General features: G+C 68.4%; 23 protein-coding genes. 12 read left to right on the top strand and 11 right to left on the bottom strand.

The genetic code is table 11. The annotated features are described in order from the left end of the window. Positions 1-396: oxygenase MpaB family protein (locus A5691_RS18525; RefSeq protein WP_156675674.1), on the bottom strand; the 396-nt coding region annotated here is incomplete at its 3' end. A 130-nt stretch (positions 397-526) separates the two neighbouring features. Here A5691_RS18525 and A5691_RS18530 point away from each other — a divergent pair. The 3 genes from A5691_RS18530 to A5691_RS18540 all read left to right on the top strand — a co-directional run bounded on the left by A5691_RS18530 (position 527) and on the right by A5691_RS18540 (position 3400). Next, the gene (locus A5691_RS18530; RefSeq protein ID WP_067780804.1) at positions 527-1120 is read left to right on the top strand and encodes a TetR/AcrR family transcriptional regulator; all 594 of its coding nucleotides are present in this window, start codon (positions 527-529) and stop codon (positions 1118-1120) included. 40 nt (positions 1121-1160) lie between these two features. Further along, positions 1161-2534 carry an adenylate/guanylate cyclase domain-containing protein gene (locus tag A5691_RS18535; protein WP_067760155.1) on the top strand — a complete coding sequence of 458 codons (1374 nt, stop codon included), beginning with the start codon at positions 1161-1163 and terminating at the stop codon, positions 2532-2534. Positions 2535-2653: 119 nt separating this feature from the next. Beyond that, the gene (locus A5691_RS18540; RefSeq protein ID WP_067760159.1) at positions 2654-3400 is read left to right on the top strand and encodes a methyltransferase domain-containing protein; all 747 of its coding nucleotides are present in this window, start codon (positions 2654-2656) and stop codon (positions 3398-3400) included. A gap of 29 nt (positions 3401-3429) precedes the next feature. Here the strand turns inward: A5691_RS18540 and A5691_RS18545 are convergent, their stop codons facing one another. After that, positions 3430-3891 carry an SRPBCC family protein gene (locus A5691_RS18545; RefSeq protein ID WP_067760166.1) on the bottom strand — a complete coding sequence of 154 codons (462 nt, stop codon included), beginning with the start codon at positions 3889-3891 and terminating at the stop codon, positions 3430-3432. A gap of 241 nt (positions 3892-4132) precedes the next feature. Beyond that, positions 4133-4828, bottom strand: a complete 696-nt coding sequence (locus tag A5691_RS18550) for an SDR family oxidoreductase (protein ID WP_067760168.1) — start codon at positions 4826-4828, stop codon at positions 4133-4135. Between the two features lie 147 nt (positions 4829-4975). Between A5691_RS18550 and A5691_RS18555 the strand changes: the two genes are divergently transcribed. Beyond that, positions 4976-5515 (top strand): CGNR zinc finger domain-containing protein, encoded by a 540-nt coding sequence (locus A5691_RS18555; protein ID WP_067760191.1) that lies wholly within the window; start codon positions 4976-4978, stop codon positions 5513-5515. Here the strand turns inward: A5691_RS18555 and A5691_RS18560 are convergent. The 6 genes from A5691_RS18560 to A5691_RS18585 all read right to left on the bottom strand — a co-directional run bounded on the left by A5691_RS18560 (position 5495) and on the right by A5691_RS18585 (position 11407). After that, complete coding sequence (locus tag A5691_RS18560; protein ID WP_067760170.1) at positions 5495-6106, bottom strand: bifunctional 2-polyprenyl-6-hydroxyphenol methylase/3-demethylubiquinol 3-O-methyltransferase UbiG; 612 nt, start codon at positions 6104-6106, stop codon at positions 5495-5497. The genes A5691_RS18555 and A5691_RS18560 overlap by 21 nt on opposite strands. A gap of 300 nt (positions 6107-6406) precedes the next feature. Continuing rightward, complete coding sequence (locus A5691_RS18565; protein WP_067760173.1) at positions 6407-7258, bottom strand: SDR family oxidoreductase; 852 nt, start codon at positions 7256-7258, stop codon at positions 6407-6409. Positions 7259-7294: 36 nt separating this feature from the next. Further along, positions 7295-8059, bottom strand: coding sequence for a DUF2127 domain-containing protein (locus tag A5691_RS18570; RefSeq protein ID WP_067760176.1), 765 nt, complete (start codon positions 8057-8059; stop codon positions 7295-7297). Positions 8060-8104: 45 nt separating this feature from the next. Continuing rightward, the gene (locus A5691_RS18575; RefSeq protein ID WP_068017899.1) at positions 8105-9511 is read right to left on the bottom strand and encodes an MmgE/PrpD family protein; all 1407 of its coding nucleotides are present in this window, start codon (positions 9509-9511) and stop codon (positions 8105-8107) included. Positions 9512-9604: 93 nt separating this feature from the next. Next, positions 9605-10534, bottom strand: a complete 930-nt coding sequence (locus A5691_RS29000; protein ID WP_068017902.1) for a LysR family transcriptional regulator — start codon at positions 10532-10534, stop codon at positions 9605-9607. A 9-nt stretch (positions 10535-10543) separates the two neighbouring features. Further along, positions 10544-11407: an IclR family transcriptional regulator gene (locus A5691_RS18585; RefSeq protein ID WP_067754154.1), complete on the bottom strand. Its 864-nt coding sequence runs from the start codon at positions 11405-11407 to the stop codon at positions 10544-10546. Between the two features lie 264 nt (positions 11408-11671). Here A5691_RS18585 and A5691_RS18590 point away from each other — a divergent pair, with 264 nt between their 5' ends. From A5691_RS18590 to A5691_RS27490, 7 genes are all read left to right on the top strand, one after another. Then, positions 11672-12085 (top strand): nuclear transport factor 2 family protein, encoded by a 414-nt coding sequence (locus tag A5691_RS18590; RefSeq protein ID WP_067754190.1) that lies wholly within the window; start codon positions 11672-11674, stop codon positions 12083-12085. Continuing rightward, complete coding sequence (locus tag A5691_RS18595) at positions 12086-12904, top strand: SDR family NAD(P)-dependent oxidoreductase (RefSeq protein ID WP_068017905.1); 819 nt, start codon at positions 12086-12088, stop codon at positions 12902-12904. 260 nt (positions 12905-13164) lie between these two features. After that, positions 13165-14457, top strand: a complete 1293-nt coding sequence (locus tag A5691_RS18600) for a sodium:proton exchanger (RefSeq protein WP_067754162.1) — start codon at positions 13165-13167, stop codon at positions 14455-14457. Positions 14458-14574: 117 nt separating this feature from the next. Next, on the top strand, positions 14575-17730 hold the full coding sequence (locus A5691_RS18605; RefSeq protein ID WP_068017910.1) for an adenylate/guanylate cyclase domain-containing protein: 3156 nt from the start codon (positions 14575-14577) through the stop codon (positions 17728-17730). Between the two features lie 42 nt (positions 17731-17772). Next, complete coding sequence (locus A5691_RS18610; protein ID WP_082950400.1) at positions 17773-18606, top strand: SDR family oxidoreductase; 834 nt, start codon at positions 17773-17775, stop codon at positions 18604-18606. A gap of 56 nt (positions 18607-18662) precedes the next feature. Beyond that, positions 18663-20060: a DUF2252 domain-containing protein gene (locus A5691_RS18615; RefSeq protein ID WP_068017908.1), complete on the top strand. Its 1398-nt coding sequence runs from the start codon at positions 18663-18665 to the stop codon at positions 20058-20060. A gap of 95 nt (positions 20061-20155) precedes the next feature. Beyond that, on the top strand, positions 20156-21313 hold the full coding sequence (locus A5691_RS27490) for a Zn-dependent alcohol dehydrogenase (RefSeq protein ID WP_082950401.1): 1158 nt from the start codon (positions 20156-20158) through the stop codon (positions 21311-21313). Here A5691_RS27490 and A5691_RS18620 read toward each other — a convergent pair. Further along, positions 21197-22840, bottom strand: coding sequence for an NAD(P)/FAD-dependent oxidoreductase (locus A5691_RS18620; RefSeq protein WP_068266746.1), 1644 nt, complete (start codon positions 22838-22840; stop codon positions 21197-21199). The genes A5691_RS27490 and A5691_RS18620 overlap by 117 nt on opposite strands. Then, positions 22837-24345 carry an NAD(P)/FAD-dependent oxidoreductase gene (locus tag A5691_RS18625; RefSeq protein ID WP_231981020.1) on the bottom strand — a complete coding sequence of 503 codons (1509 nt, stop codon included), beginning with the start codon at positions 24343-24345 and terminating at the stop codon, positions 22837-22839. Before A5691_RS18625 ends, A5691_RS18620 begins: the two co-directional genes overlap by 4 nt. A 161-nt stretch (positions 24346-24506) precedes the next feature. Here A5691_RS18625 and A5691_RS18630 point away from each other — a divergent pair. Continuing rightward, a partial coding sequence (locus A5691_RS18630) for an NAD(P)-binding protein (protein ID WP_156675524.1) occupies positions 24507-24864 on the top strand: 358 nt, incomplete at its 3' end.

Consider the following 24864-nt stretch of genomic DNA (forward strand, 5'->3'; position numbering starts at 1 on the left):
CCCGTCGCTGATGGTGCCCTTGATCGTCTTGTGGAAGTCGCGCACCTTGCGGCCCCACTCGCGCGGCTCGTCGGAGTAGACGGTCTTCATCAGCGGCGGCGCGGTCCGCTTCGCCCGACCTAACGTGTCGCTGAAGACCACCGAGTGGTCGAGCACGCCCTGGGCGAGCTGTTCGATGCAGTTCTCCACGCCCGCCGTGCGCTGGAACCCGAAGAACTGGGTGCGGTTGTCCCCGTAGAACTTCCAGGTCAACGACTCCGGTCCGAGCCGCGCGCCGGCGGCCCCGGCAGGCCCGTCTACCGGCATGGGCAACGCCTCCCGCACCCCGGTGTCGAAGCGGGTTCCCGCCGTGAAAGGGGTGGGGGCGGCCGCCAACCCGTCGTTGTGGGTGGTCATGCTCCCCTCCCCGCGGCCTCAGCCGCCATGCCCTTGCGAATCAATGACACAAAACCGTATCTTTGTTTCAACAGCCTAGCAACCGGTCGCGCCGATCGCATACCGGGCGGTCATTCGAGGAGTTGAGGCGATGCGGACAGCCACGCAGCCCGACGCGGACGCGGCGCTGAGCGACGTCGACCGCACCATCCTGGACACCGCGCGCGCCGTCTTCGAGACCTACGGCGTGCGCCGGGCCAACATCGAAGACGTCGCGGCCCGCGCGGGCGTCAGCCGCAGCACCGTGTACCGGCGCTTTCCCACCAAGGACGACCTGTTCGGACACGTGGTGCGGCGCGAGGCCGAATCCTTCTTCAGCACGCTGGACCGCGCGACCACCGGCTGCGATCCGCAGCAGGCCGTGGTCGAGGCGTTCGCGCTGGGCGTGCGCCTGGTCCACGACTCGAAGCTGTACTCGCGGATCGCCGAGAGCGAACCCGAGCTGTTGGGCATGTTCTCCCGATCGCGGGCCTTCCCCATCGGGCAGTTCGCCGACGGCATCGCCCACACCCTGCGCCGCTGCGGGACCGACATTCCCGACCGCGACCTGTCCAACATCGCCGACATCCTGCTTCGCGTCGCGCTCGGCATCATCGTGTTTCCCACCGACCGCCTCGACACGTCAGACCCCGCGGCCGTCCGCGAGTACGCCGCCCGTTACCTCGTGCCGATCATCCGCCGCTGAGCGGTTCCGGCGTGTCGGTGACCTGCACTAGCCTGGATGCGTGGCTGGGAGTTCTGCGGCTCCGCGAACCCGGTACGCCAGTTGCGGCGAGATCGACATCGCCTATCAGGTCTTCGGCGATGGTCCGATCGACCTGCTCGTGCTGCCGGGCCCGCTGATCCCGATCGACTGCGTCGACCTCGAGCCGTCGATGTACCGGTTCCATCGCCGGCTCGCGTCGTTCTGCCGGGTGATCCGGTTCGACCAGCGCGGCATCGGCCTGTCGTCGCGGGTGCCCGCGGACATGCTCGGCCCGGAATCGTGGGCGCAGGACGCGATCGCGGTCATGAACGCGGTGGGATGCGAGCGGGTGACGATCTTCGCCCCGGGTTTCACGTCGCTGGCCGGGATCGTTCTGGCGGCCGACCATCCCGAGCGGGTGAACAGCCTGGTGATTGCGAACGGCGCGGCGCGCACGCTGCGTGGGCCCGATTACCCCATCGGCAGCGACCTCGACGACGCCGACCGCTTCACGACGGTCGGGATGGAGCCGGACGCCGTCGAGCAAGGGTTCGACATGCTCGGCATCATCGCGCCCTCCGTGGCGGGCGACGCCGCGTTCAGGTCGTGGTGGGACATGGCCGGCAACCGGGCGGCGTCGCCCAGCATGGCCCGCGCGTTCATCAACAAGGTCAGGGAGGGCGACGTCCGCGACCGGCTTCCCCGTATCGCCGTCCCGACCCTGATCCTGCACCGCGACAACCAGGCCTTCAGCCCCGTCGAGCACGCCCACTACCTGACCGAACACATCCCCGGCGCACGCCTGGTCGAGTGCCCGGGCGGGGACACCCTGTACTGGGTCGGCGACACCGCCCCCGTCCTCGACGAGATCGAGGAATTCATCACCGGCGTGCGCGGCGCCTCCGACGCCGAGCGCCTGCTCACGACGATCGTGTTCACCGACATCGTCGGCTCCACCGAGCGTGCCGCGCTGCTCGGCGACCACCGCTGGCGCGACCTGCTCGACAACCACGACACCCTCGTTCGGCACGAACTGCTGCGATTCTCCGGGCGAGAAGTCAACACGGCCGGGGACGGCTTCGTCGCGACGTTCAGCAGCCCGAGCGCCGCGATCGCGTGCGCCGACGCCATCGTCGACGCGGTCCGCGTGCTGGGCATTGAGGTGCGGGTGGGCATCCACGCCGGTGAAGTCGAGGTGCGCGGCAACGACGTCGCCGGCATGGCCGTACACATCGGCGCCCGGGTGGCCGCCCTCGCCGGCCCCAGCGAGGTGCTGGTGTCCTCCACGCTCCGCGACATCGTCACCGGATCGCGGCACCGCTTCGGCGACCGCGGCGAGACAGCACTCAAGGGCGTGCCGGGCCAGTGGCGGTTGTACTCGCTGGTGCGCGAGCACGCCGCCGTCAGGCGGTGACCGAGTGCGGCTCGGCGTACGCTGCGTAGTGGCGGGGTAGGGGCCGCCAGGGGGCCTTCTTCCGGCGGCCCGATCCCCGATTCCGGCGTACGGCTTGGTATTTGGTCGAAGGAGTGCGCATGACCGACGTGCACGTCTCGTTGCCCCCCGCGCTGCGTCGAGCGCTGGAGCTGCTGGCCGATCCGCCGGCGAATCCCGATGTGAGCAAGGGTTATCTGGATCTGCTCGGTAGCGGATCCGACGAGGGCAACGGCGTCGCCAAGAACACCGGCCCGATCCAGGCGGCGTGGGCATCACCGATCGGATCGATGCTCTACGACAACGCCCAAGCCCTGTCGCGGCGGTTGATCAGCGCGTGGCAGACACCGCTCGAGTGGTTGAACATCCCGCCCGGCGGCACAGCGCTCGATGTCGGCTCGGGCCCGGGTAACGTGACCGCGTCGCTGGCACGCGCGGCCGGCCCGGGCGGGCTCGCGCTGGGGGTCGACATCTCCGAGCCCATGCTGGCGCGCGCCGTCCGCAACGAGGCCGGACCGCAGGTCGGCTTCATCCGGGCTGACGCACAACGACTTCCGCTGCGCGACGACACGGTCGACGCGGTCATCTCGACGGCCGTGTTGCAGCTGATTCCCCATCCGGAGACCGCGCTGGGCGAGATGGCGCGGGTGCTACGACCGGGCGGCAGGCTGGCCGTCATGGTGCCCACCGTCGGTCCGGCCGCCCGGCTGTTCCAGAAGCTGCCGAACGTGGGGGCGCATGTCTTCGACGAGGACGAGATCGGCGACATCCTGGAAGGCCAGGGATTCGTGAGCGTGCGCGTGAAGAACTACGGCACGGTCCAGTGGGTGCGGGGTAAGAACGGCTGAGTCAGTCGCGTTTCACAGCGGCCGTGGCCTCACGAGTCGGGGTTCTGTGCGACCGTGGCGAGCCGGTCCATCGATTCGCGCAACATCTCCGGCGTCGTCGCGCGAGCGCGTTCCAGGCGGCTGGCGTCGGTCAGCCCCGTCCAATCGTAGGTGTGGGTCACCGTGGTGAGTTCGGCGTTCACCGGGCTGAGCTCCCAGCGCCACAGGTGACCGGGCGGCTGTTTTCTGGGTTCGGCTGGGCACCAGGCGATTTTGCTGCCTTCGACGAATTCCACGACGTGGTTCTCCCGCACGGCGCCATTGGTCAGCTTCGTGGTGAACACGTCCCCGACGGCGCGGACTCGTTGGCCCGGGGCGGACGAGGCGAGGTTGTTGTTGCCGTCCCAGCTCGGCTGGCGCGCGGGGTCAGCGATCAGCTCGAAGATCCGCGCGGCGTTGGCCGCGATGACGCGCGTGGCGCTCACGATGCCTTCGATTTCCATGTCCGACATACCGCTATCCAAACACGTCCACCGGAGCGCCGCCGCGGTGTGAATGTGACCTTCGGCCGAAGCGTTGAGGACCTTCGACCGTCGAGCTACCGGCCGGCGGGGTGCGACCGTGGTGGATGCCGGGGCAACCCGGTGGTCTGCCCGAAGTGCAGCAAGCCCATTTTTGGGCGAGGCCATCCGCAAGGGCCTGATTGACCCACCGTCTTAAGACGGGGAACTGCCTTCGGGCAGACCCTCATGCCTACGGCATCCGGGGCAGCGCCTCGACCGGCCCGGACAGCGCCGCCTTCACGTAGCGGGTGTCGTCGTCGGCCAGCACCTCGGGCTCGCCCCCTTCGATACCGTCGACGATTGCGTGCGCCACCTGACGCGGGTCGTTCTTTGGTGCGTCGAAGCCGGACGCCATCTCGGTGTCGGTGAAGCTGAGGTGCGCGGCGACCACCAGGGTGCCCTGCTTTTCGAGTTCGATCCGCAGCGTATTCGTCGTCGACCACAGCGCCGCCTTGGAGTCGCCGTACCCGCCGGAGCCGGGCATCCAGGACAGGATCGAGGCGATGTCGACCAGCGCGCCGCCACCGTTGGCGGCCAGGATCGGCGCGAAGGCCTTGGCGACGCGCAGCGCACCGAAGTAGTTGGTCTCGAACACCGCGCGCACTTCCTCGATGTCGCTGTCGAGCAGCTTCGCCGCGCCGAGGACACCCGCGTTGTTGATTACGATCTCGGCGTCCGAAGCCGAAGCTGCCAGAGCCGCAACGGAGTCCGCATCGGTCACGTCCAACTCGGCGCTGACCACGCGCGGGTCCGCGCTGGGTTTGGGCGCCCGCGCCGTCGCGTAGACCTTGGCCGCGCCCCGCTCCAACAACTCGTCCACGATGGCCTTGCCCAGCCCGCGCTGTCCGCCGGTAACTACGACCGTCGACCCTTTGATGTTGACCATGATCCAGACTCCTGACGTAGGTAAATCCAATTCGTTTCTGTCACCGTAGTTGCCGGTGTCGACATAGTCAAGTATCTTTTAGTTATGTCTATTTCATGGGCTGCGTCACAGCGGTACGGCATCACCCCGGCGCCCGGCGGCCTGGCATTGGTCCAGGACTTCCTCAACACCAGGGGGATCGCGGGCTATGGCCCGGACCTCCTGGCTGACACCGCGGTCGCCCGCGACTGGGTCGCGGGCGCGGTGCGTAACTGGTCGACCACCCGCGGCGAGGTGCTACCGCCGCCCAAGCTCGACGACGCAGATTTGACCAAGCTGCGCTCGTTGCGGGACACCATCGATGCACTGGTGAGCGGCGAGACGACGGGCGGACGAGGCGCCATTCCCGCGGCCCTGGTGGTCTCCGACGCCGGGGCGGTCCGACTGGAGCCCAGCGGCGCCGGGTGGCGCTGGCTGGCGTCGGCGCTGTGGGCCGAGATTCTGCTGAGCCAGCACGCCGATACCTGGCGGCGCGTCAAGCGGTGCCACAACCACCACTGCGGGTCGACGTTCTACGACCGCTCCAAAAACAACAGTGGGGTCTGGCACGACGTCAAGACGTGCGGTAACGCCGCCAATCTGCGCGCTTCGCGGGCCCGTCGACGGGAACGCGAGCGCGCGATGGGCCTAGCGGTTCCGCCACAGTAGGCGGTAGCGGTAGTAGAGGCCCCGCCGGATCGTTGCTTCCGGTAGCACGTCGGCGGACACCCGGCGAATCTCCTGGAGACTTTCCCGCGGATCGGCCACGGCCACGCCGATGTTGCGAGTCTCCCGGTGCAGCAGCGACCCTGCGCGCGCGGCGGGGGTGCACAGGGCGGCCCATGCCCAGTCGGCGACCGTTTTGTTGGCCGACAGCCCCACGACGGCGAGTTCCCCTGCGGGCGTGAGCATTTCGCGTGCCCTCTGCAGGGTCTCGCGCAGGGGCAGATGATGCAGGCTGGCCACGAACGTGATGAGGTCGAACGAGCGCGGCTCCGCCGCGAAGGCTTCGAAGCGGGCGAGGAGCACCGAGGCATTGTCGGTGGATTGCAACCGATCTATCGCCCGTTCGACCGCGGTTGGGTCGGCATCGATGCCGACGACGCTGCGCGACACCGTGGCCAGCCGCCGGGCGAGCAACCCGTCGCCGCACCCCACGTCCAAGACGTCGCCGCGATGGCGCGCGGCGATGTCGACCAGCCAGCCGTGATACGCGGCGTTGTGGTTCCAGTAGTCGTGCGGGCGGTCGGCCCTCAGCAGCGCTCCGCGCCCCGTGGCATGAGCCTCACGGCGCGTGCGCGGCTTGGCCGGGTTCTCAGCACCACCCGCAACGCGTAACCGGCACGCGCCTTGATCGGCGTCACGACATCGAGATTGCTAGGGCTCTGACTGATCCAGGAGGGCAGTGTCGCCACGGTTTCGATCCTTCGTCTGTTCGGCCTGTTGCGCCGATTCATTGAATTGCACCGGGGCCGCTTTACGGGCGCGCCGCGCCGGGGTAAACGCCACGAAAAGCCATTTTGTGGCCCTACGCACAGCCGCCCGTGCGCCGGCGCGCTGTCACACATTGGCCGGGCGTCTGAACTTCCGCAGGTAGGCCGGCAGCCCCCGCGCGGGTGGCGCCTTGGGCCAATCATCGGCCCGGAAGTAGGCGTCGGTCCCGCCATCGACGAAGACGACACTGCCGCAGAGGAATTCGGCGGATTCGGACAGCATGAAACACATCCACTCGGCCATGTGCCGCGCCTCGCCGAAGCCACCGATTGGCACGGGGAAGGACCGGACGGCCTTGGCCTGCCGGGGCGTCGCGAGCTGTTCCTGCAGCAACGGCGTCATGATGGCTCCGGGCGCCAGCGCATTCAGCCGCACGCCCGCGCCCGCCCACTCGGGCAGCACCGCGTTTCGCCGCACCCAACGACTCAGGGCGATCTTGGAGGCCGCGTACATCATCGTCGGCGCGGCCGGGCCGAACGGTCGCACCGCTCGCAGGGCCTTGCCGGCGTCATGCGCGAGGAACGCCTTCACCGCGCGGCGCGGGACGAGGGGCACCGTCGTCGCCGAGTTACTGGCCACCACAACCACTTTCGCGCTCTCGGCCGCGACCAGCGCCGGTCGCCACGCGACCAGCGGCTCGACGACGCCGAAGAAGTTGACCTCGCCGATCTGGCGTAGCCGCTCTCGACCGGGGCTGGGCCCGAGCCCGGCGGCCAGCACCGCGCCGTCGAGTCTGCCGCCCGAGGCCGCCAGCACGCCGTCGGCGGCCTGCCGACGCCCCTGTGGCGTCGACAAGTCGGCGACGACGTCGGCGTCTTTGATGTCGACGCCGATCACGGTGTGCCCGTCGGCCTTGAGCCGCTGCGCGGTCTCGTGGCCCATCCCGGATGCCGATCCGGTGACCGCATAAGTGCCCATCGCCTTAGTTCTTACCAGCCGCGGTGGCCTGGGGCCTCAGGTTTTGGCGGCGGCCTTCTCGACATCGAGCAGCTGCTCGCCCCGTCGCTCCTCGTCGTACGCTTCACGTCCGCCCCGCAAACCGAACAGGCGTTTCGAGAACAGCAGGTAGACCACGGCGGCCACGTTGATGGTGAAGGTGACCACGCGGGTCATCGTGATGCCCTTGGCCAGGTCGTGAATCTCCAAGGGCAGGAACACCGACGTGGCTATCACCGCGAAGTACTCACCCCAGCGCTTCAGCAGCCACAGACCGACACCTTCCACCACCTCCAGCAGCGCGTAGGCGGTCAGCATCAGGGTCAGCAAGGCCAGGGTGGAGGGTTTGGCGGCCAGCGCCTTCTCGAGTTCGTGCACGATGGTCATCTGGTCGACCTTGAACCCGGCGGCGCGGAAGATCGGCAGGTCGCGTTCGAGGGTGGCCTGGATGGCTCCCCGGGCTCCGCGAAACTTCCACACCGCATAGGCGGCGAGCGCGATCACCACCGCGCGGAACAGGCGTTCCACCGCGAGCGCCCGGATGATGATCGCCTGGCGTAAAGCCTTGCCGCGCATGATCATCGGCGCATCTTCGGCGCGTCCCCGCCCGTGTGGCGCGCCGACGGTGAACTCACCGCAACGCAGGCAGCGCCACACCTCGCCAAGTCCGGTGGTGCCGCTCAGCCGGGCGGCGAGATCCTGTTCGTCGGGCGCATAGGTGGCGTGTCCCGCGATTGCGCAGGTAACCAACTCCCACCTATTGATGCCCTGATCTTTGCGCATGGCCGATCATCGCACTGCCGGCGGCGGGTAACGCAAGAGGGCGCGTCAGAACCGCGGATTGGCCCGCGGCCGTTGCGCGCTGGGGCTTACCGCCGCCAGGAGACCGGTGAGGTCGGTGACCGAGATCTCGTCGAGGTGATCGACCGCCGCGACGATGTCGGCGCGCAACGCTTCCCCGCAGAAGGGTTCGGCCAGCCAGGCGAACTTGTCGATGACGCGTTCCCACGACATGGGCCGGGTGGGCGAGCCCTCGTAATCGGCTTGCTCACGGTGGAATTCGCGCCCGTCCCGGGTCGACAGGTGAACCCGGGCCGCGGTGCGTTTCGGATAGTCGGCGGTCAGGTCGGCAGCCGGTTCGACGTCGACGCGCGCCAACAGCTCCTGCACGTCGGCGCGGCGCACCCGCTCGGTTTCCAGCTGTTCGGGGCCCACCCCGCCGTCGAGGAGTGCAACCGCGCTCAAGTACTTGAGGTTGTAGTCGGCCTGCTCCTTGGTGCGGGGCTCATCCTTGGCGCCGTAGGCTCCCCCGCCGGCGAAGTCATAAGCGCCCTGGAAGACCTCGAGGGTTACCCGCGCGATGTCCTCGCCCCGCAGGGAGTGCTCGTCGCGCAACGCCAAGATCGCGTCGATGACGACCTGGCCGTGAATCAGTGAGCAGTACTGCTTCAAGTAGGTCCGTTCGACGCAGGCGAGCCCGCGGTCGGCGGCCGCGAGATCGATCGGCTGATCGAAGAGTTGGACGAGGCCGTGCGGGCCCTCGAACAACGACCGCGGGCCGGTGACGCCGCGGGCGGCCAGCATGGTCGCGTAGACGGCGCGCATGCCGGTGATGGCCGGTGAGATGCCCTTCCAGTTCGAGACCGGTTCGGCGTGCACGGTGGCCAGCGACACGTTGTCGGTCGCCGCGGCCGCGATCGCGTTGGCGGTCTCGTCGACGCCCAACCCAAGCAACTTGGCCGCGCCGGCAGCCACCGACATCGACAGCTGCAACGCGTGATTGAGTCCCCGCGCCATCACGGGCACCCGGGCGCTGAATCGGCATTGCACCTCGTAGGCGACCGCCAGGGCCAGCAGGAAGTCGGCTCCGCTGGCGCCGGTGTGCTCGGCGACGGCCAAGATCGCGCCGAAGTTGTCGGCGGGATGGCACAGCCCCCCGACCGTCAGATAGGTGTCAAGGAGGTCGGGATACCGCACCAGCACCGCGTTGAAGAACGCGGCCTGGTCCACCGACGCCCGTCCCCCGCCCACCAGTGTCGCGGTCGGGGCGCCACTGAACTGGTCGGTGTGCTCGCGAACGGTCGCAATCAGCTCCCCGTCCAGGGAACCGACCGCGCAGGCGATGCTGTCGAGCACGTTGCGTTTGAGCAACGCCCGTGGCCGTCCCGTCAGGTCCGCCTGCTCCGCGCCGACGACGAATCCGGCCAGTTGCTCGACAACGTAGTTCTCTGCCATGACTTTTCGCCTTCCGGGCCGACCACTCCACTGAAGCGCGGCGCCGGCCCGCTCGTCCAGGACCGTTCTCTTACCAGTGTTCGGGGCGAGTTCTCACCGCAGGTGGGGATCGCCGGCGGGGGCCCACCAGCGGCCGGCGGGCGGGGCCGGCCAGTCGCGGGTGCGCGCGATCGTGAGCAGCGCGTCCACGGCGTCACGCACGCTGGCGCGGTCGTCGTCGCGCCGGTGCAGCAGCGACCATGTCCACAGCGGTATCGGCTCGGCGACGGGGCGCTGCCCCAGACTCGGTGGCAGCGCCGCGGTATGGCGTTTCGGTGATGCGAGCACGGCCGCGCCCACCTTGCGCACGTGTGCGTAAAACGCATCCCCGGTGATGCCGCCGTCGTCGATGTGCACGACGCGGGCGCCCACGGCCGCCGCGAACTCGGTGGCGTATCGGTTCCACGACGACCACGCCGACTCGTCGGCGTCGACAAGCACGCTGAGCCGTTGCGCGGCAACGGGATCCGCCGAGGAAGTGCCGGGCAGGACCGCGCGCAGCGCCTCGGTTCGCACCAGGTGTGCCACCAGGCCGAGCTGACTGACCTGGTCGGCAGTGACCCACGCCAGCGCGACGTCGAGGGTGCCCTCGGCAACGCGTTCGGCTTGCGCATGCGACGGCAACACCCATTCGTCGAGGCGCAAGTCCGCCGCAGAACCCACCAGGGTGGTGAGGTCCTCGGGCAGCCAGCTGACGTACCCGAGGCGTACCGGCGTGCTGCGCGCGGCCGCCCGCTGGAGCCGGCGCTTGGCATCGTCGGCCAGCGCCAGGATGCGGCGCGCGTCCGGAAGAAAAGTGCGCCCGGCCTCGGTCAATCGAACGCTGCGGCGGTCACGCACGAGCAAGTCCGCGCCCAGTTCGCGCTCGAGGGCGATGATCTGTTGCGAGAGCGCCGGCCCGGAGATGTGGACGCGTTGCGCGGCCCGGCCGAAGTGCAACTCCTCGGCGACCGCCACGAAATAGCGCAGCTGCCGCAATTCCATACGCGGAGCCTAGACGGCGCGCTCGACCGCGTCGGGTCGCGACGGGCCCGCGCTGATGGCGGTCGTTTCGTCGGTCAGGTGTTTACCGATGAGCCGGATCTGCCGCGCCGACAGCGGGCACAGCGGATGCACGGCCACCATCAGGGCCACCTGCCGTTCGTCGAACACCGGCGCGGCGATGGTCACCACGGGTTGCTTGCGCCGGCCCGGGTTGTCGTCGGAGAGGAAGCCGATCGTGATGAACTCGACGCGCAACTGATCCATGATGTGGCGCACCGGCTTCGGCATCTCGGCGCTGTCCAGCGTGCCGACGACCTGCGCGGCCTGGGCCAGCGCGGGCGTCGTCCAGTCGACGTCGAAGCCGCGCTCACGCGTGCGCTCGAGCACCTGCTCGAGGCGCCGGATGCGATCGGGGTTCTCGCCCGCGCCGCGGCGGATCCACGCTCGTTGCTCGTCCTCGTCGTCCCAGGCGGCGAGCGCGACCCCGAAGGGCGGTGCGTACGGGATGCGATCGCCGGGTATCCCGGACGGCTGGGTGGCGGGCTCGCCCTCAAACGCGGTGACCACCAACGAATCACCGAACCGCTCCACCACCGAGCAGGCGTAGCCGAACTCGCGGGACAACCGCAGCGCCGCGGAGCGGGCCGCATGCGCGAGCGGCCGGGCGGTGTCTGTCCGCGCCGCCACGACGGCCAGCGCGGGACCCAGGGTGAACGTCTTGGCGACCGGATCGCGGCTGGCCCACCCCCGGTCGCACAACGTCTTCAGGATCGCGTGCGCGGTCGCCTGGGTGAGGTCGAGCTCGCGCACGATGTCGGAGAACCGCAGCCGCGCATTCCCGGACCGGGCCAGCAGTTCGACTACATCGAGCACCCGGGCCGTCGGCGCAGACGTCGCTCCGCGGATGGCTTGACTCCTTTACCGCACGATTTAGAGTTGAGCGAACATTCGAGATTACATGTCGATTATTAGAGAAAGCTAACGCTTCTGCGCGCTGCGGTGTTGAGAGACGGCCGGTTGCAGGTCCGCGAGACGCCGGACCCCCAGCCGGGGGCGGGCGAGCTGTTGCTGCGCACCCTGAGCACCGCGATCTGCGCGTCCGCCGCGCATCGTCGTCCATCCGAACGGAGACGTGCCATGACCGAACGCGAAGACCGCCAGGACATCTCCGAGCTGCTGGTGCGGTACGCCACCGGGATAGACCGGCGCGACTGGCCGCTGTTTCGCACCGTGTTCACCGCGGACTGCGAGCTCGACTACGGGGAGATCGGGTCGTGGACCGGTGTCGACGCCGTCACGGAGTTCATGGATATGACCCACGCGCCGGCCGGGCATACCCTGCACCGCCTGACCAACCACGCCATCACGGTCAACGGCGACAACGCATCGGCCCGCACCTATGTCGATGCGGTGATCATGTTCGGCGACAACCAATCCGGCGTGAACGCATGGGGTTTCTACGACGACGAGATCGTGCGGACCGGGGATGGTTGGCGTATTGCGCGGCGTCGGTTCACTTCGGTGCGCATCACCACATTCGGGAGCCCTTAGATGACGTTCGCAACCAAGTACGGGCCCTGGGCGCTGGTGGCCGGCGCCTCGGACGGGGTGGGCGCGGCCTTCGCGCGCGGGCTCGCCGAGCGGGGCGTCAACGTCGTGCTGATCGCCCGCCGGCACGCCGTCCTGGACGAAGTCGCGGCCGCGATCCGCGGCGACACGTCGGTGTCCACCCGCACCCTCGCCATCGATCTCGCCGAACCGGGCGCGGCGGCGGCGATCGCGGCGGCGACCGGCGACCTGGAGGTGGGCTTCCTGGTGTACTGCGCGGGCGCCGACCCGAACTTCGAGCCGTTCCTGGCCAATCCGGTCGGAGTGGCCGAGGCGATGGTGCAGCGCAACTGCATGGTGCCGATGCAGTTGTGCCACCACTTCGCCGGTCCCATGGTCGAGCGGGGCCGCGGCGGCATCGTGTTGTTCGGGTCCGGCGCCGGCCTGGCCGGTGGGGCCAACATGGTCGCCTACGGCGCGACGAAGGCGTTCGACATGGTGTTCGCCGAAGCGCTCTGGGCCGAGTTGCACGACAAGGGCGTCGACGTCCTGGGCCTCATCCTGGGCAAGACCGATACCCCCGCGTTGCGGCAACTCGAGCACAGCCGCGGACAGATCGGGTCGCTCGACGAGGTGCCGCCGGGCGCTGCCGCCGTGACCGACGTGATCGCCGAGGCGTTCGGGAACCTCGGCAACGGGCCGACGCTGATGGTCGGCGACATGATGCGCGCCGCCGAACAAATGCTGGCGTCGCTAACCCGCAACCAGGCCGTCGAACTGTTCGCCCAGGCCGCGGCGGCGGCCATGGGGCCGGACACTTAGTCGCAACCTCCCCCGCTCGCGGGCCGTCGTACTGCATGGGGATGGATTTCGCTTCGCAAGGTTTGCCAAACTTCGAGATCAGGCCTGCCTAACTTTTCGCAAGCGCGGGTCTGGCCAGCAAAGATGCGTCGGCGTGCGTCCACGCTCCGCCGATCAACGACGTTGCTGGTGACGCGCTTCGCGGGTAGTTTAGGGAGGCGTTAGGCATGGCTAATCCAGGCGGAGCAGCCGCTCCATTCGCCACCCCTCCCGATCGAAGGATGACGATGCTCGCCACCGACAGGCCCGCGGGCGCCACCGCGACGGCAGAACGGTCGCGACGTCGCACCCTGACGCGCTCGGGATTGATCACCGCGGCGTTCGTGGCCCCCGCGGTGGTCATCCGCATCGTTGGGTTGCACCCCGACCCAGTCGCCGCCCTGCTGATCTACGGCGCCGCGGTCGTGTCGGCCAGTTTCTTGCTGGCCTGGGCCGCGGAGACCGCGCAGATCGATGTCTCCGGCGGGCTGGCGACGGCGATCCTGGCGTTGATCGCGGTGCTGCCCGAATACGCCGTCGACCTCTACTACGCCTACGTCTCTGGCCACAACGCCGAGTACACGCAGTACGCCGCGGCCAACATGACGGGCTCGAACCGGTTGCTGATGGGTTTGGGTTGGCCGGTTGTGGTGCTGGTCAGCATCGTCGTGGCCCGCAAGGCCGGCGCGAAGAACGCCACCGGTCTGGCTCTGCAGCCGACCAATCGCGTCGAACTCGGGTTCCTGCTGATCGCCGGTATCATCGCCTTCGCGATCCCGGCGAGCGGCCAGATCCATTTCGGCCTCGGGCTCGCGCTGCTGGCCTGGTTCGGCTTCTACCTGTACAAGATCGGCCACGGCGACGTGGAGGAACCCGACCTGATCGGGACCGCCGCCGCCCTGGGGGAGCTGCCCGATCGAGGCCGGCGCATCGTCGTCGTCGGCCTCTTCCTGCTGTCCGGCGCGGTGATCCTGCTGTGCGCCAAGCCGTTCGCCGACAACTTGGTCGCCGCGGGCACCGAGCTGGGCATCGATCGTTTCCTGCTGGTCCAGTGGCTCGCCCCGCTGGCCTCCGAAGCGCCGGAGTTCATCGTCGCCACCATCTTCGCCGCCCGGGGCAAGGGCACGGCGGCCATCGCCACCCTGATCTCCTCGAAGGTCAACCAGTGGACGTTGCTGATCGGATCGCTGCCGATTGCCCACCTCCTCGGCGGCGGCGGCTTCGCACTGCAGCTCGACCCGCGCCAGGTGGAGGAAGTGCTGCTGACGGCGACCCAGACCATGATGGGCGTGGCGCTGTTGTTGGCGCTGCGGTTCAACCGCGCCGCGGCGTGCACGCTGCTCGGCTTGTTCGTCGTGCAGTTCCCGATCGCCTCGACGCATGGCCGGCTGCTGCTCTGCGCCGTGTACACCGTGGTGGCCGTCGTCGCGCTGATCCGCTACCGCCGTCACCTGGCCGCCACCCTGCGGGCGCCGTTCTTCGGGACGGCAATCCGGCACACCGGTCACCCGCACCATCCGGAGCCAGACGCCTAGTCGCGGCCCTAGCGCCGGCCGTCCAGCAAAGTGCCAATACCCACGCTTCACCGGGGCAGGCCGCCTATTCTCTACAACTGGGGTGGTACGACCTGGATGGGTGGTGCTCACGTGACGATGTCCACCGTGGCGTGCCCATCATGCAGCGCTCAACTGCGCGCCACCGCCAAGTTCTGCGACGAGTGCGGATCGCAAGTCACGATCAGTCCGGCGGCCGCGGAGTACAAGCAGGTGACCGTACTGTTCGCCGACGTCGTGCACTCGATGGATATCGCCGCCACGGTGGGCGCGGAACGGCTGCGCGAGATCATGGGCGAACTCGTCGAGCGCGCAGCCGCGGTCGTTCAGAGATTCGGCGGCAGGGTGGACAAGTTCACCGGCGACGGGATCATGGCAGTGTTCGGCGCCCCAATCGCATTGGAGGACCACGCTTTTCGCGCCTGCCTTGCGGCGCTCGGGATCCAGGACGAGACCAGACGCGTGGCGGGCGAAGTCGCGCGCAGGGACAAGATCGAGCTGCAGCTACGGGTTGGCCTGAATTCGGGTCAGGTGATCGCCGGCGAGATCGGATCCGGCGCTCTGGGGTACACGGCCATCGGCGAGCAGGTGGGAATGGCCCAGCGGATGGAGTCGGTCGCGCCCCCGGGCGGGGTGATGCTCAGCGAGTCCACCGCGCGGCTGGTCGACGACGCCGCGACCCTTGCGGATCCAGAGATGGTGTACATCAAGGGAGCCAAGGACCCGGTCCCCGCTCGCCGCTTGATCGCTGCCACGAGCCAGCACAGCCAGCGCAAAGACCCTCATTTGGTCGGGCGCACATGGGAACTCAACACCATCGCCGGCATCCTCGATGAGGCGGTCGGCGGGGCAGGATGCGTCATCGATGTCGTCGGACCGCCGGGCATCGGCAAGAGCCGTACCGTCCGCGAATCGGCGGCATTGGCGAAGAGCCGCGGGATGGACGTCATCACCGTGTACTGCGAGTCCCACACCAGCGATATTCCGTTCCACGCGGTGACGGGGTTGTTGCGCGCCGCCCTCGGGGTCGACGGGCTGGGCGACGCGGCCGCACGGGCGCAGCTGGAAGCCAGGTTCCCGAACGCCGACAGTGAGGATCTCTGGCTGGTCGACGACCTGCTCGGCATTGCGGATCCCACGGTGGAAGCGCCCAACATCGAGGGTGACGCCCGGCGGCGGCGTCTCACCGCGCTCGTGACCGCCGCATGGGTGAATCGCCGTGGCTCGGCCCTCTATGTGATCGAGGATGCCCATTGGATCGACCAGGTCAGCGAGTCGATGCTCGCCGACTTTCTGACAGTGATCCGGCAAACCCGCTCGATGATGCTGATCACCTACCGGCCCGAGTATCAAGGCGCGCTGGCGGCGATTCCGGGCGCACAGACGATCGCGTTGCGTCCGCTGAACAACACCCAGACCGTGGCGCTGATCGGCGAATTGCTCGGCACCGATGCCTCGGTGCGCGGGCTCGCGGAAGTCATCTCCGAACGGGCGGGCGGCAATCCCTTTTTCGCCGAGGAGATCGTGCGCGACCTCGCGGAGCGGGGTTCGATTCGCGGCGAGCGCGGTTCCTACCTGCTCCACGGCGAGATTGCCGACATCACCGCCCCGCCGACATTGCACGCCGTCATCGCCGCCCGCATCGACCGCCTCAGCTTCCCGGCCAAACGCACCCTCTGCGCGGCCGCGGTGATCGGGACGCGGTTCAGCCCGGACCTGGTCAGCGCGCTGGGCGTCGAACCGGTCCTCGACGAACTGGTCAAGGGCGAGCTGATCGACCAGGTCGCGTTCACCCCGAAGGTCGAATACACGTTTCGGCATCCGCTGATCCGGTACGTGGCCTACGAATCGCAACTGAAGTCGGACCGCGACGAGCTGCACCGCCGGCTCGCCGCCCTGATCGAACAGCGCGAGCCGGAATCAGCCGACGAAAATGCCGCACTGATCGCAGAACACCTCAAAGCGGCGGGTGATCTGCATGCGGCCTTCGACTGGTACATGCGGGCGGGAACGTGGTTGAGACACCGCAACATGGCCGCCGCGCGGGCGAGCTGGCGGCATGCGCGCGACGTCGCGGACCGCCTACCCGCCGCCGACACCGAGCGAGCCGCGATGCGGATCGCGCCGCGGACGCTGCTCTGCGCCAGTTCCTGGCTGACCGGCGGCACCATGGCAGACACCGGATTTGACGAACTGCGCGACCTGGCGACCGCCGCCGGCGACAAGGTGTCGCTGGCGATGGCGATGGCCGGATGGCTGCCTGCGCTGATCGTGCACGCCCGGTTCGGCGAAGCCGCACAGTTGGCCTCGGAGCTCGAGAGCCTGCTCGACTCGATCGGCGACCCGACCTTGATTCTCGGGCTGCTCTACGCGGCGATGCCCACCAATCTTCAGCGTTGCGAGATGACCGAAGCCCTACGCATCGCGCAGCGGGCGATCGAGCTGGCCGACGGTGACGCGACCAAGGGCAATCTGATCATCGGCTCCCCGCTGGCCGGCGCGACAGTGCTCCGGGGCTGCGCCCGGTGCTTCCTCGGCGATCCGGACTGGCGGGTTGATCTCGATACGGGCGTGACGATGGCCCGCGCATTCGAACCGGCGTTGCGCGCGATCATGCTGCTGTTCAAGTACAACCTGATCCCCTACGGGGTCTGGTTGCCCGACGCGGCCTCCCTGCAGGAGACGGCCGAGATGCTGGACATCGCGGAGCGGTCCGGTGACGATCTCACGCTGGCCTGCGCGCGGTACGTGCACGGCGTCGCCCTGTTGAGCTACGACGGAGGCTCACGCGAAGAGGCCTTCGCCCTGCTTGCCGCCGCGCGTGAGGCCGCCTTGCAAGAGCGCTTCACGCTGGGCGCGGACACGCTGGTGAACCTCTTCATCGCCAATGAGAAGTTGCGCATCGGCGACCTTGACGCTGCGATCGACCTCTTGCGCCCCGCCATCGAAGAGCAATACGACAGATCCGATTTCCTCAGTCTCGGCGCCACCACCGCCGCGCTGGCAGAAGCGCTGCTGCGCAGGGGTGGCGCCAGGGACCTCCCTGAAGCGCAAGAGGCCATCGACCGGCTGGCGGCGATGCCGACCGAACCCGGATTCGTGCTGCATGACCTGTGGCTGCTGCGGATGCGCGCGCTCGAGGCGCGGGCCCGCGGCGACGGCGCAACTTATCGGGACTACCGAGACCGCTATCGCGCCATGGCCAATTCGCTTGGCTTCGAAGGGCATATCGCGTGGGCCCGGGCAATGCCCTAACCCAGGTGCGCCCTCAATCACGCTGCGTATACGGTCCTCGGTATGACTCGAGTTTCGGTGATCACCGGCGGCGCGGGCGGCATGGGTCTGGCCACGGCCAGGATCGTCGGCCGCGACCACACCCTGGTCCTGTGCGACGTCAGGCAGGACCGGCTGAAGGCGGCGGCCGCGGCCCTGGAAGAGCTCGGCATGGTGCCCACGGCCGTCGACTGTGACGTCACCGACCGGGCGGCGGTCGTCGATCTGCTCCATACGGCCAAGGGTCTTGGCACGCTCGCGTCGGTCATCCACACCGCGGGTGTGAGCCCCAGCATGGGTCCCGCGGACTACGTCATGCGGACCAACGCGCTCGGCACGCTCTACGTCAACGAGGCTTTCTACGAAGCGGCCGGTGAGGGCGCCGTGATCGTCAACGTGGCGTCGATGGCGGCCCATGTCCTGCCCGCGGAAATGGTCCCGGTGGACCAGTTTCCGCTGGCGCTGCGCGATGCCGACGCCTTCCCGGAGGCGCTGATGACGCCCTGCGACATCGTTCCCGAGGAAGCGCGATCCGGGATCGCCTACGCGGTCAGCAAGAGCTTCGTGAAGTGGTACAGCCAGTCGCAGGCGGAGAGATTCAACGGGCGCAGGCTGCGCATCGTCTCGGTTTCACCGGGGTCGATCGACACCGAGATGGGCAGGCTCGAGGAGCAGGCGGGCGCCGGCGCAATGGTGAGCAACGCCGCGGTCCCGCGGTGGGGTAAGCCCGAGGAGATGGCAGAGCTGCTTGCGTTCTGCGCCAGTGACAAAGCGGGCTACCTCACCGGCACCGACATACTCAACGACGGCGGCGTGATCGCCTCGATGACCGAGCGAGCCCGAGTCGCCGCCGGCTGAGGGCTTCGGGGTCAAAAGCCGACCCCGGCCCCGGCGTCGCTACCTATGCTGAGCGGATGCCGCAACGGGTGCTGCGTGAACGTCTGATCGATCTGGAAGAGCCGAGCAGGGATACGGCGCGCGGTCGGGCGCTGCGCAAGGAGGTGCCGCGGCGCGCGCTCGCACAACTGACTCCATCCGACCGGTCGGCCACCGAAATCCTGGTGGCTCAAAACGCCGGGCGCCTACCGGATCTCGTCCCGCTGCGGTTCGCCCGGATGCTCGCCGATCCGTTCTCGTTCTACCGCGGGTCGGCCGCGGTCATGGCCGCCGACCTCGCCGCCTGCCCGTCGAGTGGAATCGAAGTGATGTGTTGCGGTGACGCCCACGTGTCCAACTTCGGGATGTATGCCGCCCCGCACCGCTCAATAGTGTTCGACCTGAACGATTTCGACGAGGCGGCCGTCGCTCCGGCCGAGTGGGACGTCAAACGGCTGATCACCAGCGCGATCGTCGGTGGGCGCCATGCGGGTTACGGGGCCAAGGCAATCCGCCGCTGCGTCGAGCAGGCGCTGGTCGGCTATCGAACCAGCCTGCAGGCAATGCTCGCCATGGACGTGCTGGACCGCTACTACCTGCGGGTGGAACCGGAGCGCTACACCGAAACGGTGTCCAAGGGGTTGCTTGACGTGATCCAGAAGACGACGTCCCGGGCGCGCACCCGGACTTCGGCGCGAGTCTTCAAACAGCTCACCGAGATCGGCCCCGACGGCACACCGCGGCTGCGTGAGGCGCCACCGGTTTTGCAGCATGTCGATGAGGATGTCGAAGCGGTGCTGATGGAGTCGATACAGGAATATCTGGCAACCGTTCCCGCCGACGTCGCGCTACTGCTGTCGCACTTCCGGGTCACCGATATGGCGCTGCGGGTTGTCGGGGTCGGCAGCGTCGGCACCCGGTGCTACCTGCTGATCCTGGTGGGCCCCAGCGGCACCCCGCTGATTTTGCAGATCAAGGAGGCGACCCGATCGGTGCTCGACGAATTCGGCGGTTGGCCACAGCCGGCTACGCTGGCGGCGGCCGTCGGCGCAACGGGCCAAGGGATGCGCGTCGTCGACGGCCAGCGGATATTGCAGGCGATGTCGGACGTGTTCCTACGGGCGACGCGCAAAGACGACCGCGACTACTACGTTCGCCAGTTCCATGACATGAAGGGCAGCGTCGACACCGAGGGAATGTCGGCCGATACCTTCGTCGATTACGTGACGGCCTGCGCGGTGCTGCTCGCCAGGGCGCACTCCCAAAGCGCGAACGCGTCGATGTTGCACGGATACTTCGGCACCGGTGACGGCGTGCAGAACGCGGTGGCCGAGTGGTCTTACAGCTACGCCGAGAAGTCGCTCGACGATTTCCACCAGTTGAGAGCGGCGGCCGCGGCCGGCGACATCGAGGTCGCCGCGAACCCTGCCCGATAAGTCGGACCGTTGGCCGGCGGGCCACCCTCGCAAAATCAATCAATTGATAGTATTTGTGCCGCGGTGAGGGCCCCATAGAAAGGCGGCACCAATCGATGCGAAGCCGCGCGGCAATCCTCTACGACTACGGCCGTCCGTGGTCGGTCGAGGAGTTCACGCTGGATCCGCCGAAAGCCGGCGAGGTCCTGGTGCAACTGGCCGCCGCCGGGCTCTGTCACTCCGACGAACACATCCGGCAGGGCAGGCTGGCCCCGCCGGCAGAGACGTTGCGCGCCATGGGATTACCCGCCATGTCGCCGGCCATCGGGGGGCATGAGGGTTCCGGTGTGGTGGTCGAGGTCGGCGCGGGCGTAGCGGGGTTCGCACCGGGCGACCACGTGGTGACGTCCTTCGTCGCGGTGTGCGGCCGGTGCAGGTGGTGCGCGTCGGGGATGGAGTACCTGTGCGACACGGGGTCGGGGACCCTGGCGCCAGGCATGCCGACGGACGGCACCTTTCGCCATCACACGGTCGACGGGCGGAACCTCGGCCACGTTTCCAAGATCGGCGCGTTCGCCGAACACACTGTGGTCGCGGCGGATTCGCTGGTAAAGATCGCTCCCGACTTTCCGCTGGTGCCCGCAGCGCTGCTGGCGTGCGCGGTTCCCACCGGTTACGGCTCGGCCGCCCGGCGTGCCGGGGTGCGGGGCGGTGACACGGTGGTGGTGATCGGGACCGGCGGAATCGGCACCGCGGCCGTTCAGGGCGCCCGCATCAGCGGGGCGGCCCGGATTGTCGCGGTCGATTCGAGCGACTACAAGCGCACCTCCGCAGCGAGATTCGGCGCCACCCATACCGCCGCGACGGCTACGGACGCGCTCGAGCTGGTGCGCGACCTGACCCGCGGCGTGATGGCCGACGCGGTCGTGGTGTCCCCCGCCATGATCGGCGATTCCGACGTCGCGGCGGCGCTGGCGCTCACCCGCAAGGGCGGCACCTGCGTGCTGACGGGGCTGCCCGCGCCGGCAACCAACTCGATCGCGCTCGCCCTGCAAGACTTCATCCTGATGAACAAGACGTTGTGCGGCACGGTGTTCGGGTCGTGCAATCCCAGGAGCGACATCGCGCTGCTGGCGACGCTTTACGAGTCCGGTCAGCTACTCCTCGACGAGATGATCACCAAGCGCTACCGGCTCGACGACATCAATGCCGCCTACGCCGACCTGAGCGCCGGCCACCTGATCCGGGGCGTGATCGACTTCGGCCTGCGCTAGCCCCGCCGGCCGCTTGTCGGTGCGGTGCGACCAGTCGCGCCTGCGCAGCCTCCACGTTCGCCGGGCGTACTCCAGTTCCGTGTATGGCCACTGGGTGACTATCCGGCCGGTGGGTGAGCGGAAGTAGCTGTCGCACTGGGTCCAGATGGTGCGCTCCAGGTCCGCGGAAAGCCGTTCGTTGTAGCGCTTTTCGGCTTCTCGGCGGACGTCGACATAGCCGCCCCTGCGCGCCACCCGGCCGACCGCGCTGGCGATCAGCCGCGCGCCCGCCTCGAGGATGTAGACGATCGAGTTTCCACCCTGGTTGGTGTTGGGGCCATAGAGCATGAAGAAGTTCGGAAAGCCGCTGACCGCGACGCCAAGGTAAGCGGTCGGGTCGTCGCCCCAACGCTCGTGCAGCCGGCGGCCCCCGGGCCCGATCACGTCGATGCCGGAGAGGTAGCGGGACGTTTCAAACCCAGTGGCCAACACGATCGCGTCGACGTCGACCCGCCGCCCCGCCTTGGTCAGCACGGCCGACTCGTCGACCCGCTCGATGGGGTCGGTGACCAACTCGACGTTGTCGCGCTGCAACGCCCGGTAGAACTCGTCGCCCAGCAGCACGCGTTTGCAGCGAAACGGGTAGTCCGGCGTCAACGCCCGGCGCAGTCGCTCGTCGGCAACGGTGCGTTCCAGGAACGACGTCGCGACCTGCGTGCGCGCCGTGACCACGGGGTCGTCGGCGAAGGTCGCGGTGTTGTCGTGCTGAAATTTCCAGATCTGCCAGCGGGTCCGGCGTACGGCCAGGGGGTTGCGGCGAAAGCGCGCCAATTCGCCCGCGCTGTAAGGGCGGTCATCCTTGGGCACCATCCACGGCGGTGTGCGTTGGAAGACGCTCACCCGGTCGGCGACCTTGGCCAGTTCGGGGACCGCCTGCACCCCGCTCGCGCCGGTGCCGATGACCGCCACGTTCTTGCCCGCCAGGCCGGCGTGGTGATCCCAGCGCGCGGTGTGCATGAGCGTGCCGGTGAAGTCGCTCAGACCCGGGATATCGGGAAGCTTTGGGGCACCGAACAATCCGACGGCGCACACGACCACGTCCGCGGTCAGGCTGGCGGTGTGCCCCGCCCGGTCGAGCCGGCATTCCCAGCCCCCGCCGTTCCAGCGCACCGAGCGCACCCGGGTGCCCAGCATCAGATGCCGGCGCAGATCGAAGTCGTCGGCCACCGATTCGAGGTATGCCAGGATCTCGGGTTGCCGGGCGTACGTACGGCTCCACGCGGTGTTGGGTGCGAATGAGAACGAGTAGAGGTGGCTTTGAATGTCGCAGGCGGCGCCGGGATAAGTGTTGCGCCGCCAGGTGCCTCCTACGCCGTCATCGCCCTCGATGATCACCAGATCCTCGATGCCGGCGCGGCGCAGCGTGACGGCGGCGCCGAGGCCACCGAAGCCCGCGCCGATGATCGCAACCCTGGGCGGGGGCCTGCGCCGAGTCGCCGCCCGCAGCCGGCCGACGCCGTAGCGCCATCGCGACCGCCGACTGGTCACGGCCCGGCCGTCCGGCCGCGAATCAGGTAACCGTTCATGTCGCCATCAGCCCGCCACGCCCCCAACATGTCGGCGTACTCGGTGGGTGCCCCGAAAAAGAAGCTGCCCTGACGAGTCTTGGCGTCCGCGTTGCCCTCCCGGTTGTAGTAGCCGGGGGTGCAGGTCTGAGCGCGCCCGGCACTGGCGGCCGACCGCATCACCACCGTGTCGACCCACGCGGCCTCGGCCTCGGGCGTGGCCTCCACTTCGGTGACGCCGCGCTCGAGCGCCCACGCGATGATCCACGCGGCGTGCGTCGCCTGCACGTCCAGCAGGTAGGGGAAGTTCACCGTCAGGCCCGCCTGGGCGATGCTTTCGATGAAGCAATTGGGAAAACGCGTCGTGCTCAGGCCCTGGTAGGTGCGCACGCCGTCGGCCCAGTGTTCGGTCAGCGAGACCCCGTCGCGACCGATCAACTCGAACCCGGTGCGGCGGCAGTAGTCGGTGCCCACCTCGAAACCCGTTGCGAAGATCAGGCAGTCGAGCTCGTAGGGCACGCCGTTGACCACCACACCGGACTCGGTGATGCGTTGGACCCCGCGGCCGCGGGTGTCGACCAGCGTGACGTTGTCGCGGTTGAACGTCTGCAGGTACTCGTCGTGGAAGCAGGGGCGCTTGCAGAAGTAGCCGTACCACGGCTTGAGCGATTCCGCGGTGGCCGGATCGGTGACGAGATCGTCGACGCGCGCCCGGATCTCTTCCATCTTGGCGAAGTCCGCGAGCTCGATGTCGCGGCCGCGTTGCGCCGGGTCCACGACGCCATCCCCGTCGTGGCGCATCACCGGAAGCTTGCGCGTGATGCTTGTCCAGGCGTCGGCGACCAGGTCCTCGTCGGCTTGGCCGCCTGCGGTCAGGATCTGGAAGTTCTCGATGCGCCGGCGCTGCCACCCGGGCCGTAACGTGTTGGCCCACTGTGCATCCGTGGCGCTGTTGGCCCGGACGTCGACCGACGACGGCGTGCGCTGAAACACGTAAAGGTGCTGCGCCCCCCTCGCGAGGTGGGGGACGCACTGGATCGCCGTGGCGCCGGTACCGATGATCCCCACGCGCTTGCCGGCGAGGTTCTCGAGGTTCTCGCCGGTATAGGCGTAGTCCCACCGGCTGGTATGGAAGGCGTGCCCGCTGAACGCGCCGAGGCCCTCGATACCGGGCAGCTTGGGCTTGGCCTGGTAGCCGTTGGCCATGGACACGAACCTGGCCCGCATCTCGTCGCGGCGGTTCGTGCGGATGATCCACCGCGATTCCTCGGCCGCCCAGCGGATCTCGTGTACATCGGTTTGCAGGCATGCGTCGCGGTACAGGTCGTAGCGCCGTGCGATGCGCTGGCAATGCGCGAAGATCTCCGGGCCCTTGGCGTACTTCTCGGTGGGGACGTAGCCGAGCTCTTCCAGCAGCGGCATGTACACGTAGGACTCGACATCGCAGGCAATCCCCGGGTACCGGTTCCAGTACCAGGTCCCGCCCACGTCGCCGCCGCGCGATTATCACGCCGCGCTCGACTCGGCCAAGAAGATGATCAGCGGAACGTTGTTCGCCGGCGGGCGCGGATAGCGGCGGGGCCGACACGGCACCGCCTTGATATGATCAAGCGATTGATTATATAGTCGGGCCACGAGAGGACCGGGCCTTGACTGAAACCGTGTCGTTCGACGTCGACGCGCTGCGACGCAAATACGCGGAAGAGCGCGCGCGCCGATTGCGCCCGGACGGCATCGCTCAGTACGTCGAGACGGCGGGGGCATTCGCGCGCTTCGCCGACGACCCCTGGGCAGACGGTGAATTCACGCGCGAGCCGCTGACCGACGAAGTCGACGTCGCGGTGATCGGCGCCGGATTCGGCGGGCTGTTGACGGGGGTGCGGCTGCGTCAGCTCGGCGTCGACAGCGTGCGGCTCATCGACCGGGCGGCCGACGTGGGCGGGACCTGGTACTGGAACCGGTACCCGGGGATTGCCTGCGATGTCGAGTCCTACGTGTACATGCCGA

This window comes from Mycobacterium sp. E183, assembly GCF_001667735.1.
Lineage (GTDB): Bacteria > Actinomycetota > Actinomycetes > Mycobacteriales > Mycobacteriaceae > Mycobacterium.